Source organism: Candidatus Galacturonatibacter soehngenii (assembly GCF_008830185.1).
Lineage (GTDB): Bacteria > Bacillota > Clostridia > Lachnospirales > Lachnospiraceae > Lachnotalea > Lachnotalea soehngenii.
The window spans coordinates 265087-283277 of record NZ_WAGX01000003.1; the positions used below are offsets into that span (position 1 = coordinate 265087).

General features: G+C 34.5%; 19 protein-coding genes. 12 read left to right on the plus strand and 7 right to left on the minus strand.

Going from position 1 to position 18191, the window contains the following annotated elements; translation table 11 throughout:
• Positions 1-32: 32 nt before the first annotated feature.
• The 6 genes from F7O84_RS01985 to F7O84_RS02010 all read left to right on the plus strand — a co-directional run bounded on the left by F7O84_RS01985 (position 33) and on the right by F7O84_RS02010 (position 5760).
• Entirely contained in the window at positions 33-1571 is a 1539-nt protein-coding gene (locus tag F7O84_RS01985) for an ABC transporter ATP-binding protein (protein ID WP_151141290.1), read from the plus strand.
• Positions 1564-2676, plus strand: a complete 1113-nt coding sequence (locus F7O84_RS01990) for an ABC transporter permease (protein ID WP_151141293.1) — start codon at positions 1564-1566, stop codon at positions 2674-2676. The genes F7O84_RS01985 and F7O84_RS01990 overlap by 8 nt, the downstream gene beginning before the upstream one ends.
• A complete protein-coding gene (locus F7O84_RS01995; RefSeq protein WP_151141296.1) occupies positions 2677-3657 on the plus strand; it encodes an ABC transporter permease in 981 nt (326 codons plus the stop codon).
• Positions 3658-3841: 184 nt separating this feature from the next.
• Positions 3842-4234 (plus strand): DUF2500 domain-containing protein, encoded by a 393-nt coding sequence (locus F7O84_RS02000; RefSeq protein ID WP_151141298.1) that lies wholly within the window; start codon positions 3842-3844, stop codon positions 4232-4234.
• A 31-nt stretch (positions 4235-4265) separates the two neighbouring features.
• Entirely contained in the window at positions 4266-5033 is a 768-nt protein-coding gene (gene aroD / locus F7O84_RS02005) for a type I 3-dehydroquinate dehydratase (RefSeq protein WP_151141301.1), read from the plus strand.
• A 133-nt stretch (positions 5034-5166) separates the two neighbouring features.
• Positions 5167-5760: a shikimate kinase gene (locus F7O84_RS02010; protein ID WP_151141304.1), complete on the plus strand. Its 594-nt coding sequence runs from the start codon at positions 5167-5169 to the stop codon at positions 5758-5760.
• Between the two features lie 114 nt (positions 5761-5874).
• Here F7O84_RS02010 and F7O84_RS02015 read toward each other — a convergent pair whose 3' ends face one another.
• Positions 5875-6201 carry a branched-chain amino acid transporter permease gene (locus F7O84_RS02015; RefSeq protein WP_151141306.1) on the minus strand — a complete coding sequence of 109 codons (327 nt, stop codon included), beginning with the start codon at positions 6199-6201 and terminating at the stop codon, positions 5875-5877.
• Entirely contained in the window at positions 6198-6914 is a 717-nt protein-coding gene (locus F7O84_RS02020; RefSeq protein ID WP_151141308.1) for an AzlC family ABC transporter permease, read from the minus strand. The genes F7O84_RS02015 and F7O84_RS02020 overlap by 4 nt, the downstream gene beginning before the upstream one ends.
• 279 nt (positions 6915-7193) lie before the next feature.
• On the opposite strand from F7O84_RS02020, the gene larB reads away from it, so the two are divergent.
• The 3 genes from larB to F7O84_RS02035 are packed head-to-tail and all read left to right on the plus strand — an operon-like array spanning position 7194 to position 9713.
• Positions 7194-7952, plus strand: a complete 759-nt coding sequence (gene larB, locus F7O84_RS02025; RefSeq protein ID WP_151141310.1) for a nickel pincer cofactor biosynthesis protein LarB — start codon at positions 7194-7196, stop codon at positions 7950-7952.
• Complete coding sequence (larC, locus tag F7O84_RS02030) at positions 7945-9312, plus strand: nickel pincer cofactor biosynthesis protein LarC (RefSeq protein ID WP_151141313.1); 1368 nt, start codon at positions 7945-7947, stop codon at positions 9310-9312. The genes larB and larC overlap by 8 nt, the downstream gene beginning before the upstream one ends.
• 14 nt (positions 9313-9326) lie before the next feature.
• Positions 9327-9713, plus strand: coding sequence for an iron chaperone (locus F7O84_RS02035; protein WP_151141316.1), 387 nt, complete (start codon positions 9327-9329; stop codon positions 9711-9713).
• A gap of 103 nt (positions 9714-9816) precedes the next feature.
• Here the strand turns inward: F7O84_RS02035 and F7O84_RS02040 are convergent, their stop codons facing one another.
• On the minus strand, positions 9817-10791 hold the full coding sequence (locus F7O84_RS02040; protein WP_192451632.1) for a DUF5301 domain-containing protein: 975 nt from the start codon (positions 10789-10791) through the stop codon (positions 9817-9819).
• Between the two features lie 229 nt (positions 10792-11020).
• Between F7O84_RS02040 and F7O84_RS02045 the strand changes: the two genes are divergently transcribed.
• Together F7O84_RS02045 and F7O84_RS02050 are read left to right on the plus strand one after the other, a co-directional pair.
• On the plus strand, positions 11021-12076 hold the full coding sequence (locus F7O84_RS02045) for a class D beta-lactamase (RefSeq protein ID WP_151141322.1): 1056 nt from the start codon (positions 11021-11023) through the stop codon (positions 12074-12076).
• Between the two features lie 388 nt (positions 12077-12464).
• Entirely contained in the window at positions 12465-12692 is a 228-nt protein-coding gene (locus F7O84_RS02050; protein ID WP_151141325.1) for a helix-turn-helix domain-containing protein, read from the plus strand.
• 99 nt (positions 12693-12791) lie between these two features.
• On the opposite strand, the gene F7O84_RS02055 is transcribed toward F7O84_RS02050, so the two are convergent.
• From F7O84_RS02055 to F7O84_RS02065, 3 genes are all read right to left on the minus strand, one after another.
• A complete protein-coding gene (locus F7O84_RS02055; RefSeq protein ID WP_151141327.1) occupies positions 12792-13331 on the minus strand; it encodes a BMC domain-containing protein in 540 nt (179 codons plus the stop codon).
• A 15-nt stretch (positions 13332-13346) separates the two neighbouring features.
• A complete protein-coding gene (locus F7O84_RS02060) occupies positions 13347-14696 on the minus strand; it encodes a 4Fe-4S dicluster domain-containing protein (RefSeq protein ID WP_151141330.1) in 1350 nt (449 codons plus the stop codon).
• Between the two features lie 310 nt (positions 14697-15006).
• Positions 15007-16119 carry an AraC family transcriptional regulator gene (locus tag F7O84_RS02065; RefSeq protein ID WP_151141332.1) on the minus strand — a complete coding sequence of 371 codons (1113 nt, stop codon included), beginning with the start codon at positions 16117-16119 and terminating at the stop codon, positions 15007-15009.
• 422 nt (positions 16120-16541) lie between these two features.
• Between F7O84_RS02065 and F7O84_RS02070 the strand changes: the two genes are divergently transcribed.
• Complete coding sequence (locus F7O84_RS02070; protein WP_151141335.1) at positions 16542-16793, plus strand: hypothetical protein; 252 nt, start codon at positions 16542-16544, stop codon at positions 16791-16793.
• A 216-nt stretch (positions 16794-17009) separates the two neighbouring features.
• Here the strand turns inward: F7O84_RS02070 and F7O84_RS02075 are convergent, their stop codons facing one another.
• Positions 17010-18188 (minus strand): IS110 family RNA-guided transposase, encoded by a 1179-nt coding sequence (locus tag F7O84_RS02075; protein ID WP_151141338.1) that lies wholly within the window; start codon positions 18186-18188, stop codon positions 17010-17012.
• Positions 18189-18191: the final 3 nt, after the last annotated feature.

The following is an 18191-nucleotide window of genomic DNA, read 5'->3' on the forward strand; positions in this document are numbered from 1 at the left end:
ACAGTTCCGCCTATTTTATAGGAGGATTTTTTGTGGAACAGGTCAACGCAATTGAATTAAAGCATGTAACGAAGCGATTTGGTGAGGTTACTGCAAATGACAATGTAAGTCTTACGTTAAAAAAGGGTGAAATACTTTCTATTCTTGGTGAGAATGGGAGTGGTAAAACTACGCTTATGAATATGTTATCTGGTATTTACTTTCCTGACGAAGGAGAGATACGCATAAATGGAAACGCAGTTACGATTCGCTCTCCAAAAGATTCTTTTTCGTTGGGAATCGGTATGATTCATCAACATTTTAAGTTAATCAATATTTTAACAGCAGCAGAAAATATCATATTAGGACTTCCAGGAGAAAAGAAGATTAAAATGCCTCAGGTAGTCGAGGAAATCAATGCATTAACTAGAAAATATGGATTTGATTTAAATCCAATGCAAAAAATATATGATATGTCAGTATCACAAAAACAAACGGTTGAAATTATAAAAGTATTGTATCGAGGTGCCGATATTTTAATTTTAGATGAACCGACAGCGGTGTTGACACCACATGAGACAACAAAATTATTTCAAGTATTAAAAAATATGAAAGAAGATGGAAAATCCATCATTATTATTACTCACAAATTAAATGAGGTGTTGGAGTTATCAGATAGAATCAGTGTGCTAAGAAAAGGAACATACATTAATACTGTTGAAACAAAAGATGCAACAGTGGAATCTTTGACAGAAATGATGGTAGGAGAAAAGGTGAGTTTGGACATTAAGAGAACTAAGCCTACCAATCAGAAAAAACGAATTGAAGTTTGTAACATTAATTGTAGAAATAAAGAGGGATTGCCTGTTTTAACAGATGCCTCCTTCATAGCATATAGTGGAGAAATACTTGGGGTTGCGGGTATTTCAGGAAGTGGACAAAAAGAACTTTTGGAATCCATTGCTGGATTACAAAAATTAGAAAGTGGACAAATCTTTTATCATACACCAGAGGAGACGATAGAAGATTTAACTAAATTAAGCGCAGATGTAATCAAAGAAAAAGGTGTTAGATTAGCATTTGTACCAGAAGACCGACTTGGAATGGGACTGGTAGGTTCTATGGATTTGACCGATAATATGATGATACGAAGCTATAAAGATGGAAGAAGCTTTTTAGTAGATCGTAAGAAACCTAGAAAGCTAGCATCAAAGATTGTAGAGCAGTTAAAGGTTGTTACTCCAAAATTAGAAACGCCAGTTCGCAGATTATCAGGTGGAAATGTCCAAAAGGTTTTAGTAGGTAGAGAGATTGCACTTAATCCAACTGTTTTAATGGTAGCATATCCAGTGCGAGGGTTGGATATTAATTCTTCCTATACAATTTATAATCTTCTTAATGAGGAGAAGAAAAAAGGACATGCTGTTATTTGCGTAATTGAAGATCTTGATGTCTTGTTAGAACTTTGCGATCGTATCCTTGTATTAAATAGTGGAAAAATTACTGGTGTTGTTGATGCGCGTTCTACAAATAAAGAAGAACTTGGATTGTTGATGACAGGTACAGGAGAGGAGAAGCACAAGGATGAGTAAAGACATTGTGTTATTAAATAAAGAACCGTTTATACGCATGGTAAAAAGAGATAGCATCACTACTGTAAAAGCATGGTTCATTCGAATGATTGCTGTAATACTGGCTCTTATTGTTGCGGCTCTTGTTATTGTAGCCATAACAAAGCAAAATCCAATTGAAGTATATCTAGGGATGATTGACGGTGCAGTAGGAAGCAAACGTAGATTATGGGTTACAATTAGAGAGATTTTAGCTATGCTGTGTATAGCAGTTGGCTTGACACCTGCATTCAAAATGAAGTTTTGGAACATAGGGGCGGAAGGACAGATTCTAATGGGAGGAACTGCAGCTGCGGCCTTTATGATTTACTTTTCAGATAAGTTACCAAGCGGTATTTTACTTATCGTTATTATCATTGTAAGTTCAATTGCAGGATTAATATGGGGTATAATTCCAGCTTTCTTTAAAGCATACTTTAATACGAATGAAACGCTATTTACCTTAATGCTAAATTATGTAGCGATGCAAATTGTTACCTTTTGTATTGTGTTTTGGGAAAATCCAACTGGCTCCAATACGGTTGGTATTATCAATTCTGCTACCAAGGCAGGATGGTTTCCAAGCCTTTTTGGAAATGTATATGGTCTAAATGTAGTATTAGTCCTATTACTAACAACTGCGATTGCGATTTATATGAAATATAGTAAGCATGGATATGAAATTTCTGTTGTTGGTGAAAGTGAATTTACAGCAGAATATGCAGGTATTAATGTAAAAAAAGTTATTTTAAGAACGATGATGGTTTCAGGTGCTATATGTGGCTTTGCAGGCAGCTTAATTGTAAGTGGTGCTAGTCATACAATATCTACAAGTACAGCAGGCGGAAGAGGATTTACTGCAATCATTGTAGCTTGGATGGCCAAATTTAATCCAATTGCAATGATACTTGTATCGGCATTATTAATATTTATGCAACAAGGTTCCGTTCAAATTGCGACTCAGTTTGGGTTAAATGAAAATGCCTCTGACATTATTACAGGAATTATTATTTTCTTTTTAATCGGTTGTGAATTCTTTATAAATTATCAGGTTGAACTTCGCAAAAAAAGCAAGGAGGGTAAATAAATGGATTTATTACTTACATTTATACAAAAGGCCATTGGACAAGGAATTGCAATTTTATTTGGTGCCACAGGTGAAATTGTGACTGAAAAATCTGGTAATTTGAATCTTGGAATCCCTGGAATTATGTACATGGGGGGTATTAGTGGATTAATGGGAGCATTTTTTTATGAAAAAAATGTAGCAAATCCAATTCCACTTATAGGGCTTTTTATTTCCTTTTTAATGACTTTCATTGTTTCAGCCTTAGGAGGATTTATTTATAGTTTTTTAACCATTACATTAAGAGCCAATCAAAATGTAGTTGGTCTTGCATTAACAACGTTTGGAGTTGGATTTGGTAACTTTTTTGGAGGTTCTATTTCAAAGCTTGCAGGTGGTGTCGGACAGATATCGGTAAAGACAACAGCAGCAGCATTTCGAGCATCGGTTCCAGTGCTAAATAAGATACCAATTATAGGAGATTTATTATTTTCATATGGTTTTTTAACTTACCTTGCAATTATCATTTCTTTATCAATGACGTACTTTCTAAAACACACTAGAAAGGGATTAAACCTTCGTGCAGTAGGGGAAGACCCTGCAACAGCTGATGCGGCAGGTATCAATGTAACTAGATATAAATATAGTGCAACAGTAATGGGGGCAGCAATAGCTGGACTTGGTGGACTATACTTTGTTATGGAATATTACGGTGGAACTTGGTCAAACAATGGATTTGGTGATAGAGGATGGCTTGCGATTGCTTTGGTAATTTTAGCATTATGGAATCCCAATAATGCAATTTGGGGCTCTTTCTTATTTGGTGGATTATATATTTTGTATATTTACTTACCAGGACTGACAAGAGCAACGCAGGAATTATGTAAGATGCTTCCTTATCTTGTTACAATTGTAGTTCTTATCATTTCAAGCAAGAGGAATAAACATGAAAGTCAGCCACCATCAAGTTTAGGAAAAGCGTATTTTAGAGAAGAAAGATAAGAGGAGAAGAGTTTTTATCAATAAAGGGATAAAAACTCTTTTTTATATCGTTAGTTGTTTCTGCTATCAAAAAATAAATAAAGTGTTAGAAATTTGTAATATAATACATATTGCTATATGCTATACTCATTCATATAGATTAAATTTATTGGGAAAAAGATAAGTACTTTATAAGGGGGTATATATGGAAACATTTTATTATGGTGGGATAGAAGATAGTCTCTTTACAATTATACCGATTATCATTGTAATAGGTTTTGTTCTTGTTTTTGGGTTAATAGCATTTAGATTAGTGCAAGGGGCTTTACAATGGAAAGCCAATAATGATAGCCCAGTTTTAACAGTAGAAGCCACATTAGTTACAAAAAGAGATGAAATACATAGACATCAATCAACAGATGATCAGTTGATGTCTTCCACATATAGCAACTATTACGCTACCTTTCAGGTCGAAAGTGGTGATAGGATAGAATTTCAGGTAAATGGAAAAGAATATGGGTTGTTAGTGGAAAAAGATTTTGGTAAACTTACTTTTCAAGGAACCAGATATCTTGGATTCGAAAGAATCAATAAATGAATGACTTCATAGGAGTAATAAGGAGATTGTGATGAATACAGTGACTGTGAAAAATGTAGTGATTGGAGCAGGGATTCCTAAAATATGTATCCCAATCGTAGCAACAGCAAAGGAAGATATCATAAAGGAGGCGAAAAACCTTTTGATGTTTCCAGTTGATATTGTGGAATGGCGTGTAGATTGGTTTGAACACGTAGAAGACTTTGAACAGGTTATAGATGTATTAAAGGAGTTGAATCGTGTTTTAACCAGTATTCCTCTGCTTTTTACATTTCGTACCATTAAAGAAGGTGGAGTTAAAGAATTCGAGACCAAAGCGTATATTGACTTATTAAAATCAATCATTAATACACAATTAATTGATTTCATTGATGTTGAGATATTTACAGGGGATAATATTGTTCAAGAAATCATAAACAAAGCACATGAAAATGGAGTGAAAGTAATTGCATCGAATCATGATTTTAAAAAGACTCCTCCAAAAGAAGAGATTGTTAGTAGACTTTTAAAGATGCAAGAAATTGGAGCAGATATTGCAAAAATCGCTGTAATGCCAAACTCCAAGATGGATGTACTTGTACTACTTGAGGCGACACTAGAAATGTCAGAAAAGCATGCAGATAGACCTATTATTACTATGTCAATGGCTGATTTAGGCGTCATCAGTCGGTTATCTGGTCAAGTGTTTGGCTCATCCGTTACCTTTGCTTCTGCACAAAAAGCATCTGCTCCAGGGCAAATACCAGCTAAGCAATTAGAGGAAGTGTTACATATTTTAAATCAAGGCATGAAGGAATGATCGATTCATCAAAAGCTTGATGGAAGTGATAGGATATGTTATTATTCTATGGTAATGCGTTAAAGCTTTAATGAATTGATACAACACCAGTAGAGTCATAATTTTTATCTGGTAAGAGTATAAGGAGGCCCCAATGGAGAAAGAAGCACGAGACATCTTTGCAGATATGGAAAAGGAAGGACGAAGAGTCAAAGATTTGATAACGTTTCATATAATGCTAATAGGTTTTATGGGAGCAGGTAAAAGTACAGTTTCTTCTTATTTAAGTAAGCAATTGAATATGGAGGAAGTAGATACGGATTCGCTTATCGTGAAAAAAGAAGGAAAGAAAATTCCACAGATATTTGAAGAAAAAGGAGAAAAATATTTTCGTGATTGTGAAAGTAGTATTTTAATTGATTTACAAAAAAGAAATAATTTAATTGTTTCTTGCGGAGGAGGAATTGTTCTTCGCGAAGAAAATGTGTGGAATATGAAAAAGCAAGGACGTATTGTTTTACTTACAGCTACCCCACAAACGATATATGAAAGAGTAAAAGATAGCAAAGAAAGACCTATCCTAAATGACAATATGAACACAGAATTTATTGCACAGCTCATGGAGAAAAGACAGGATAAGTATCTAGCGGCAGCAGATATTATTGTAGCCACAGACCAAAAAACTGTTGAGCAGATTTGTGATGAAATAATAGAGAAATTAATACGCTTAGAAGTAAAGAACCAATAAGGTTATTTATAGAATGAATAAAACACCCATTTAATCCAGTGATAGTTACACAGGGATAGAAATGGGTGTTTTAATATGAACAAAATTTCTATGTAAGGCTTGTAAATTGTACTTTTAAAATACAAATTGAATCAACAGCATGTAAAGAATGGTTCCGCCAGCTATTGAAACAAGCATTTGGCGCTTCCAAAGGTGTAAGATACATACGAAAATAATAGATAACAATTCTGGTATCCCATGACTACCCTTGAAAATACGAATATCTTTTAGACAATAAATAACCAACATTCCAAAAATGGCAGAAGGTAGTGCTTTACCTAAGTATTGTACATAAGCAGGAGTTGGCTTTTTGGATGAAAATATCAAAAAGGGTAAAAATCTTGTAAGTATAGTTCCTAATACACAAATGCTAATTATAATAATTTGTTCAGCTAAACTCATGATGTCGATAAACCTCCTGTTTGTTCTAAGGGTTTTCTTAGTAATGTAAGTAAGAAAAGAATCAGTAGCATGGTAGGAATCATGAAATGATCAGGTCCCCATAGGATAAGGCATAAAATTGATGAAACAATCCCAATAAAAGCAGAGTGATGCTTATCCTCTTTTAGCCATTGTTCTAGAAAAATTACGACAAACATAGCAGTCATAACGAATTCAAGACCCTCCGTATTAAAGCGAATGAAAGAGCCAAGAAGACCTCCTAATGTTGCGCCAAAGACCCAATAAAAATGATTGAGCACAGTCACAAAGAACATAAACCACCCAGAATCTACCTCCTTTGGAATGGTAGCTGTGTAATTAATCGAAAAACTTTCATCGCACATACCAAAAATAAGATAAGGCTTCTTCCATCCAGTACCTTTGTATTTATCAAGCATTGCTATTCCGTAAAATAAATGACGTGCCTGAATCATGAGTGTCATGATGAAAGCCTGCAAAGGATTAAATGCGCCAAGCAAAAGGCTTACAGCAACAAATTCTAAAGAGCCACCATAAATAATAAAGCTCATAACCATGGGATATAAAAATGGAAAGCCTGAAACATTCATATAAATACCATAGGTAAGTCCTAAAAACCAAAAACCTGCAAAAATTGGTATCGTATAAGGAAATGCGGCTTGAAAGGATTTTTTAATCATTGCTTGTTTTTTCATTGTTCAACTCCTAAACTAATGTTTTAACTGATGGGTTATATTATAACGTTGATGGCTCCTACAATCAATCCTATAATTGTAGGTACAACAATTTTGAAGTAATCGTTTTTTCAAGCTGAGTGAGTGGATTGAAGTTAGAAAAGAGAAAGAATTGACAAAGATTATCATTGAAGGTAGACTGAAAGAAAGTCACTGATGTGCAGTTAAAAAGAAAGAAGGTAGCAGCTATTATTACATAAGCAATATTTTATTAATTGAAATAGAAGGAGAATTCCAAGTATGGATACACAGGATATATTAAAAAAAGTGAAATGTGGAGAAATGTCAGTCGAACAAGCCGAGCAGCTGCTTCGAAAACAGCCCTTTGATGATATGGGATACGCCAAAATAGATACTCATAGAAAAATTCGCTCTGGATTTGCTGAAGTGATATATTGTAGTGGTAAGGATAAGGAGCATTTGCTTCAAATTTTTGGTAGAATCTATAAAGAAGAAGGAGAGGTTCTTGGTACCAGAGCTTCTCAAAGTCAATATGAGTTCATTCAAAAGGTATACCCACAAGTAGAATATGATAACTTATCAAAAATCATTAAAATAGAAAAAGAAAACAAAATAAGAACAGGAAAAATAACGGTATGCTCAGCAGGGACAGCAGATATACCAGTCGCAGAAGAGGCGGCACAAACAGCAGAATTTTTTGGCTCTTATGTGGAGAGAATCTATGACGTAGGAGTAAGTGGAATTCATCGATTATTGGCTCGATTAGAAGTAATACAAAGTGCAAATTGCGTGGTAGCAGTTGCTGGAATGGAGGGGGCTTTGGCAAGTGTACTTGGAGGACTGGTAGATAAGCCAGTCATAGCAGTGCCCACTTCAATTGGCTATGGAGCTAGTTTTCATGGAGTGTCCGCATTATTAACCATGATTAACTCCTGCGCCAATGGAATTGCAGTCGTAAATATTGACAATGGGTATGGAGCTGGCTATATGGCAACACAAATCAATCGCCTTGCTATAAAGGAGGAACATCATGGGTAATACCTTATATTTAGAATGTTACAGTGGTATTAGTGGAGATATGATGGTTGCTGCATTACTTGATTTAGGAGCTGATGAAAAGATTTTACAGCAAGCACTCCTTAGCCTTAATGTAGATGGATTTCAGACCATTATATCAAGAGTTAAAAAGTCAGGAATTGATGCCTGTGATTTTCGTGTCCAATTAGAAGCAAAATATGAAAATCATGATCATGATATGGAATTTCTTCATGGAGATCATTTTCACGAAAATGAAGATCATGAAGGGATTCATAAACACCATGAACACGAGCATCATGGACACGAACACTATGAGCATGAGCATCATAAACACGAACATCATGGACACGAACACCATAGACACGAACATAACAAACACAAAAATCATTCACATGAACACAGAAATTTATCTGATATTTTGAATATCATTGAGAAAGCAGATATCAGTAGAAAAGCAAAAGAAACGGCAATTCGTATTTTTGAGATTATAGGAGAAGCAGAAGCAAAGGCACATGGTACAACGCTAGACCAAGTGCATTTTCATGAGGTAGGAGCAGTTGATTCCATTGTTGATATTGTATCGGTAGCAGTTTGCCTTGATAACTTAAACATTGAACAGGTGATTGTTCCAGTCTTATACGAGGGAAAAGGATTTGTACGTTGCCAACATGGAATGATGCCAATACCAGTACCAGCAGTGTCAAATATTGCAGCAAGTCATCAATTGACGCTTCATGTTACGAATACAGAAGGGGAGTTAATAACCCCAACTGGTGCGGCAATTGTGGCGGCAATTAAAACCTCCAATCTATTACCAAAAGATTTTACAATTCTAAAGGTAGGTATTGGAGCGGGTAAGCGAACCTACGAAAGACCTAGTATGCTTCGAGCTATGTTAATTCAGGAAAATTTAAAGGAAAGTACTGCAATTATCAAATTAGAAAGCAATATTGATGATTGCAGTGGAGAAACACTTGGATTTGTAATGGAGCAACTGTTTGAAGCAGGTGCATTGGATGTGTTTTACATTCCAATCTATATGAAAAAAAATCGTCCCGCTTATCAGCTGACTGTAATCTGCATGGAAGAAGATGTGAATACAATGGAACAAATTATATTTCATGAAACAACAACGATAGGAATTCGTAAAATCAGAATGGAGCGAACAATTCTAAAACGTGAAATTGTGAATATGGATACAAGTCTTGGCAAAGTGCAGGTAAAAGTCTGTGAACTTAATTCAGGAAAACGATATTATCCAGAATATAGCTGTGTCACAAGGTTATGCAAAGAAAAAAAGTTGCCCTATCAAGAAGTTTATCAAAGGATTCAAAGTGAGATAAAAAACGAAAGTCGTTAAAGGAAGGTGATTGCATGAAAGAAAATGCTGTTAGTACAATTGACGAATACATGTTACAATTTCCAATCGAAATTCAAACTATTTTAACAGAGCTTAGGGCATTTATAACAAAACTTGTTCCAGAGGCAACGCAGAAAATAAGTTACCAAATGCCAACATTTTATCTTTATGGGAATCTGGTACATTTTGCGGCTCATAAGAATCACATTGGATTTTATCCTGCACCATCAGCAATCGAGGCATTTCAAGAAGAATTATCAAAGTATAAGTGGGCAAAAGGCTCTGTACAATTCCCTTTGAAGGAACCAATGCCGTATGATTTAATTAAAAAAATGGTTTTGTTTCGAGTAGAAGAAAATACAAATAAATATAATGCAAAGCAAAATCAAAAGAAAAAATAAGTAATGCCTTAATAAATTGATAATATAGAAAGAGTTTGCCATAGAAAAAATGAGACGGTATGCTTGGAAGCAAATCGTCTCATTTTTTGTATTTCTTTTGATTTTAACCAGAAGAGCCACTAATTGTAGAATTATTTAATAGGATATTATCGTTAATCAGATCATATTCATATGTCCCAGACACTTCCTTGTCTCCATCTCTTGCTATAAAGCGATAGTCCACGCAAATGGTTGAGTCATTCACCCAATCAACTGCTTTGAAGTAAGGGTCCAAACGGTTGGTGTCTGGCTGTGAAGTAGTATCAAGAAGTGCAGAAATGGCGTTTAAATCCGGTAACTTGATGACATTTCCATTTTCAGCATCTACAATAAAGCTTTCTCCCCAGGTTCTTGCCTCCACGCATATGGCAACGTACTTGCTGTTATCACTCCAAAGGAATTGGGCACTGTAATACCCATCCTCATTCCATACGGTCGCGCCATCTGAATTGCGGATTATACACAAACCATCATAGGGATACTCTCCGGCTGCAGTGACATTCGTGTTCGCTCCATATGCTTTGGCGGTATAAGCTCCATTTGGGGAGTCTACAAGTAGAGTATCCTTAGCAGTTTTAGTAGCATGATTGTTAAGAGCCACACTATAGATATTATATAAGGCAACGTTTGTGTCCTCGTTCGTTCTATAGATATCCGCATACGGCATCTCGATATAGTATGTGTTTCCTTCCTTATATAGATACAGTATCGTTTGTTCTTCTGGATGTTTTAGTCTGATAGCAAGATAATTGCTTTGTGTGGGATAATCGTTTACAGAGAAGTTCAGCGTTTTTCTTGTCTGGGAAAGAACGGACAAAGCAGTATTAATCTCATCTCTATCGCTTATCATCACTTGACCAAGGCTTTCATGGTCGGTAATTTGCTCCATTTCTATAGATAATACAGAGCTTGCATTTGGAAGTTCTAGTGCTTTAGCTTGGGTTGTCAGTAGAAATATAGTGACAACGAAACCAATGATAAGCACAGGAAGAATTATTACAAATGCGGATTTTTTATACGGGGTAGAATATTCATACAATAGGACCTCCTTAGGCATTTTGCCGAACAACCACTGGTATTGTTAAATGTATTTAATAAAAACATAGTCGATTTATTTAGACTAAAATAAGTCTAGCATGAATTGATTCAGACTGTCAATAACATAAAATAGTTGAAAATCTGGTTATGTATTTCTTGATAGAGTCAATGTGAATGGCAAGGGATTTTTAAGTTAAAGGGTGTTGTAGGTTTCGATTAATAAGTATATAATGAGTGTGACAAAAAGTAGCATGAGAAAGACGAATAGTCAAAATTCTAAAAATGGAAGGGGAGAAACCATGATAAGGGGAGCATTTATTCATTTTTCTAAAGTTGTTCTGATTCTTTTTATGAGTTGTTGCGTCACGGGGTGTGCAAATGAAGGAAATATAAAAGCTAATAAAGAGATAGAAAACAAAAAAGAAGAAACGCTAGCCAAGTCTGATTTATCAGTAAAAGACTTACAAAAGGAAGAAACAAACAAAGAGGAATTGTTAGTAGAAGAGATGATATTGCAGGAATTCTCCACAGTGGAGGAAGTTAATTTTAGTGAGTATTTTGATGAAATAACAGGATGTGCTGTATTTTACAATGATGCGACACATGAATTACAAGTCTATAACAAAGACTTATGTGAGATACAGACCTCACCTTGTTCCACATTTAAGATTATTTCCACACTTATGGGCTTAGAAAATAAAGTAGTGGATGTGGATACAACAATGGGCTATAATGGGACTATTTATCCAATAGAAACTTGGAATAAAGATCTTACTTTAGGAGAGGCTTTTTCGGCATCTTGTGTCTGGTATTATAGAAAGCTAATCGATAAAGTAGGTCCAGATGAGGTTCAAAAATATCTAGAACAATTACAATATGGGAATAAGGACATAAGTGAATGGAATGGAAGTAGTGTTAATTCTTTGCCTGAGTTAAGTGGATTTTGGCTTGGATCTTCTTTAAAAATCTCACCAATGGAACAAGTAGCGATATTAGCCAATATCTTTGAAGGAAGAACAGCATTTGCAAAAGATAAAATTGATATTTTAAAAGATATTATGTTGGTTGAATCAAATGATATGGTAAAGATATATGGAAAAACTGGAACGGGAAAAGACTTAGCCACAGGAAAGAATAATAATGCGTGGTTCGTTGGTATGGCAGAAACAAAAGATGATGTGTATTATTTTGCTATTCGATTGGATGAAAGTAAAAGCCAAGACTTAGTCAGTGCTAAGGCGAAAGAAATTGCATTTTCATTGATAGAAAATTATTATATACAGTAATTTTTATCTAGAATTATTTCAATGGAACCTAGCTATACGATATAAGCTTACCTTCTAATTCGGATTTTAGTTTTATAGATAAAGCAAATGAATATGAAATTGAAGTATGCCTCTAATTTTTATTGACTGAATGGCAATCCGTAAAATATATTAAAGGATGTAAGCATAGAAAAAAATACTTTTTAGCTCAGATGCAGATGTATATTCATATTGCTGATTTTATATCTGTATCTGAATATACAATCAGCAATAACGAGTAGGGACATTACATCTTTTTCAATGCTAGATTGCATTAATCTTTTACTTATATTTCATATCGGAAATGGGACTATAGTCCGTAGACTTAAAAAATATTTTTTTCATAATGTATATAGCGAGGTGATAAATATTGGAATTAAAAGAGGCAATTTCCATCGTTATTAAACAGGAGAGAAAAAAAATTGGCATGTCACAGGAAGAACTAGCACACTTATGTAACATTGATAGAACGTATATCAGTCTGTTAGAAAGAAAGAAAAGAAGGCCAACACTTGATGTTATTTTTCGGATTAGCTATTCCTTCCATATTAAGCCAAGTACTTTCGTAAAAATGCTTGAGGATACGATGCATCTTTAGTTACATAAAGAATTTGAATGTAATTAAAAAAAGAGAACAAGGATATATTACACAAAATCCTTGTTCTCACCTTACAAAAAAAGTCAATCTTCATTTCTTTTACATTAAAGATTCATATAGTTTATCAAGTGGCCTAGGAATAACGACGCTATGAACCATTAGCTCACTTGCAGCTTCAGCAGCTTTAATTGCCTCTGTAATTGCACTTACATCACCGCTCATTGTGACAAATCCTTTTCCGCCTATGGCAAAGCCAGTACGAACTTCTATTAGATTAATCGCAGCAGCCTTTGCCGCAGTGTCAGCAGCCACAATAGCTGATGCAACTGAGTAAAATTCAATCACACCAATAGCACCTTCCGTAGGAACCTGTGAGGTACTACTGATTGCTGGCATCAGTTGCTCGCTGACATTCGCAATTAATAATTTATCCACCAAAAACTGTGCGGCTACTTCTTCGCCAACTTTCATTGCAGCCTCAACACTTCCAGTATCACCACCAATAATTACCATATATTTTCCAGGACAGATAGTTGATGCTCTAAGTAGCTCCACATCCGCAGACTTTATCATTGAATCACAAGTTTCAATTCCTTTTGCTATACTAGATAGCTCTATCATCCCAACTGAATTTCCCATTCTTTTATTCCTCCATTAGTTTAAAGTTATTCGAATACCAGTCTGTGTGACCTCTTTTACGGTACCATTTACACTTGCATGAATATTTGTTGATAACCCAGTGTCATCTGCACTTCCAATCAACTCTCCTATATGCACATAATCGCCTGTGGCTTTGATTGCAATAGCAGGTTTTCCAATATGTTGAGACAAAGGAATGAAAACTTCATCAGGAGTTAATTCAATACAAGTATGAGCATGTAATCCATTGTATTTACCAAGATTAAGTCTGGCAATCAGGCGGTCTGTTGGAACCTTACTAACATCTACACTAGCTCTGGCTACAGGGTTTACATTCTTGTCTACCATGATACCCTTTTCACGGAGCTTACCTTTCATATATTGATTCACTCTTCTTGGAGAAAGTCCCATTGGACATGAAAACATTTCACAAAGTCCACAATCACAGCAATTTACAGCATCACCGAAACTTTTAATAAATTCTTCATTTATTTTGATTGAATTTTCTCTCCAAACATTTCTCATCACCAAATGAGGTTTGATTTGGTGGCCAATTTGATATCTTGGACATAGGTCAGTACACATACGACATTGAATGCATGCACTTCTTGTTTGATGTTTGATTCTATCAATTGTTACTTTAGAGCGTTTGATTAAGTAGTGATCTTTAGGTAATACGATGATATTACCAGTTGTCTTAGTAACATACTGCTGATCAATCAGGGTATCATCTGAAAAAACGCGACCCATCATTGGACCACCAAGAATAATAGCGTAGTCAGTAATCCTTGGATTTGCAGCTTGAATACAAGAACGTATCGAAGTACCAAGCGGAACTTTAAGCATGATTGGTTCTGCCACTTCACCTACCACAGATAGATACTTATCTGTAACCATCTTTTGCTTGGATACTGCTTCATAGATTCCAATAACAGTACCAACATTATCGACTACAGAACCAACTTCAATTGGAATTCCTCTTTCAGGAATGCTTTTTCCTGTTACTTGCTGCACAATGATTTGTTCATCCCCAGCAGGATAGAAGGTTCTCATCTCAAAGATTTCAATTTCTGCATTATTTCTTTCAATTGCAACTTTTAATGCAGCGATTTCAGTTTTATATTTTCCCTTTAATGCGATTACAGATTTACTAGCTCCTAAATGATTCGAAATAATCATAATTCCCTTGATGAGTTCGTCTGCAAAGGTTCTGCATAAATATTTATCTGTTTCAATCAATGGCTCACATTCTGCTGCATTGACAATAAAATACTCCGCTTTTGTATTTAACTTAATATGTGTAGGAAATCCTGCACCGCCAGCCCCGACAATACCAGCTTCTTTAATTGTTTCAATCAAATTCATAGTTGGTCTCCATTCCTTGCGTATTTAAGTGTTATCACTCACTTATGATTCATTTGATACAGCTACTTATCTAAAATGACGCTCATAGATACGATTGCATTGATAAATATACTACGAAAAACAACTGATTTCTAGTATAAAGTACAACTAAAACCAAATAAAACAATGAAAACATAATATAAAAAGTTGTTGCTTTTTCTGTTATTTGATTATAAGTTATCTCAAAATGACGAATTTGTCAAGATTTCAAGCTCACTTTTTCCACAAAGAATGTAAAAAAATTAACAAAAAAGTAACCGTGTGGTTACTTCTATAAATTAGGAAAAAAGGAATTCTCCTTCGTATGTTGTTTTTTATATTGCTGTGGGGACATATCGTATTCGGAACGAAAGACTCTTGAAAAATGATCTGCTGAATTATATCCAATGAGATCAGCAATTTCTCCAATCTTTAGGTCTGTTGTTTTTAAGTATTCCAAAGCTTCTGATAATCTAAGTTTTTTAATTAAATCTGTGTATGTATAACCTGTGTTTTGACGAATCAAGGTACTAAGATGCGGTTCGCTATAAGCAAATATTTCTGCAAGTGAAGCGAGGGTAAGTGTTTGATAATTATGTTGTATATATTGTAACAGTAATGAAAAATCAGTTCCCATTTGATAATTATAATGCAATATGGTATCATCATAGTTTCGTAAGATTGTTAAAAAGAATAAATTCAACCAATTAATACAAGCGTTGTTGCTATAACTATCTATTTGGTTCGATTCAATTAATAAATTTCTAGTGATTTTGTTAAGACAATTCTCATCCGAAATATAAAACGATAAATAATGATAGGAAGTACTTTCTTGTAATATCGTTTTAAAATAAAAATATAATAGATTATCGAAGAGTAAGGTGAAAAAGGTAGAATGAAAGATACTGTTTTGCAGCATGATGGTATAGACGGTTGCTTCTTCCTTTGGAGTGATTTCATGCTCACTGAATGGAGGAATGATAAATATCTCCCCTTTTTCCATCACTTTTTTTGTATTTTTAAACACAAAATCACATTTCCCATTTGCCACATAGTTAATTTCATAATAATTATGTGTATGAGATGTTGTTTTAATATAGTTAGGATGCTTAATGGTTAAAACATCCTTTGTTTTAGAAAGAAAAAAAGATTCTTGTACTTTAAACTCATTAGAATCTTGTAAAGTAAGCGTTAAAGTAATAGAGTCTATCATGTCATCAAATTCTTCATTTGACATATCGTCGTTATATGGCGTAGATAATTTAAAAGGAGCATACGTATGTTTTAATACACCCTTATCAAGTAAATGATTTGTAATTTCATTTAAAGATAGTAGCGTAGCGTTTTTGTGGTAATATTCTTTTGTGTATGTTTGAAATTCTTTGTAAGTAATATAGTATGGCATGTCCTTTCCTCCAAATATGGCAAAGTGAAAAACAATCTGTAGGTAATAGGATAAGTATAACAAAGAATGTGGATTAATTCAAGAATCATGAGGATTTTACATGGTGAGTTCTTTCCTATTGTATAAAAAAAAGTAACCATGACGGTTACTTTTTAGGGGGGAGGGAGTTTAAGGAAATTACATTTCCTTAAAAATATGAAAAAGATTATCTATATAAATAAGTGATTGGCTTTAACTTATGAACTAAGTATAAACTTAATTTGTGTAAAAAGCGTGATAAGAAATTGAATGAATTGTTAACGTTTCGAAACAAATCATGAATAGAATATGAATAAAGTTTATTGTTTGCGGTTTATAGGTAAGTGGAGTATAATGATTTTTAAGTAGGATATAAATAATTGATACATAGGAGGAAGAATACTATGGGAAATGAGAACAATGAACTTAGGATGACACATTCTTGTATTTTATCACGAGGGGATGAAAAATTCGTACGTGTTACCTTTGAAGGGGATAAAACTTATGCAGAAGGTATTGTTCCAAGTGGTGAGATTGAAACATATAGAGGTTTTACAGAGGAAGAGGTAGAACAATTAAAGCTTTATTTAAAGTTAAACAAAGACGAAATTATGAATAAAGCAAAGAATATTACTGGAATTATGCACTGGTTTTAAGCGGTTGCAGATTAATTATTGGTGCAACCATTGGTTGTCAAAAGTGCAAGTGACAGTAAATAGAATTTTCATCTTTGAAAGGCTATAATTGCATTGGAGACTAACTATATGAAGTCAAGTAAAAATTGATAACATTTTATAGTTTTTCTTATAGATAAAAAAGTGTATGACAAATAAGGCAACGTGAGTTGCCTTCAAAAAAAGGATATTTATTGGTTACATTTGTGGGACAAATGCTGTGTTATTTTTCAATAGTGAATAGATTACGCGGATTAATTTCTTGCCTACGTGACTTTGTGCGACATTAAAGTGTTTACCTTCAGATCGCTTCTTGGCCATGTAAGTGGCAAAAGTGGAATCTCGCATAGAAACCAAACGGGCAGCTTGCATTATTGCCCAACGCAAATATGTAGAGCCTCTCTTAACCATAGGTGTTTTGGATGCATTGTATTTTCCAGATTGGTAAGTAGAAGGTTCCATTCCTGCAAATGCTAAAAGTTTTGCAGGTGATGAGAAGTTGTTTATATCACCGATTTCAGCAAGAATGATGGCAGCAATGGTATATCCAATACCAGGAATGGTTATAAGCGGAGTATTTAACTCATCTACGACAAGTTTGATTTGTTTATCCAACGTGTCAATTTCAGATTGAACNGCTTGAATCAATCGAATTGTTTGTTGTAATTCAAATGTTAAAGATCTGTTGGATGATCCGATTGAATTAGCAGCAAGCTCTCGAAGTTGAAGTGCTTTTTCACGACCATATTTTCCACGTGAAGCTTTTGAAAGAACATTTATTAAATGTGTTAAATGACACGTGCTGATTACTTCTGGAGATGGCAATCCAAGTAATAACTGATAACAGGAAGCTTGGTGTATAGACCATACAAAATCAGGTAGTTCAGGGAAAATGATATCGATTAGTCGTGTGACAGATAGCTTGAGCTTGGAACGATAACCAATCATACGATAACGATGTCTTGTTAGTGACTTTAGCTCTTGGATTTGATATGATGAAGGTGAATAGGATTTTGATTCATCAGAAAAGAGCATAGTTGCAATGACTTTTGCGTCACACTTATCTGTTTTGGTTTTTCTAAGGGTTCCAGCCTTACGAAAAGCATTTGTCACTAAAGGGTTCAGTACGGTAATACTAAAGCCTTTGGAATACAGATAGTTTGTAATGTTTGTGCTGTAATGACCTGTCGATTCAAGTCCTATTTTTACGTTTGAAAAATCACTTGAATCAAGCGCAGATATGATTGAGGTATAAAGTGTATCGAAACCTTCTTTTGTATTTGAAATACGAAGGGAATCCGTAATGATAACACCATCAGAATCAATGATACAGCAGTCATGTTTAGATTTGGCTACATCAATGCCAACAAATAACATAAA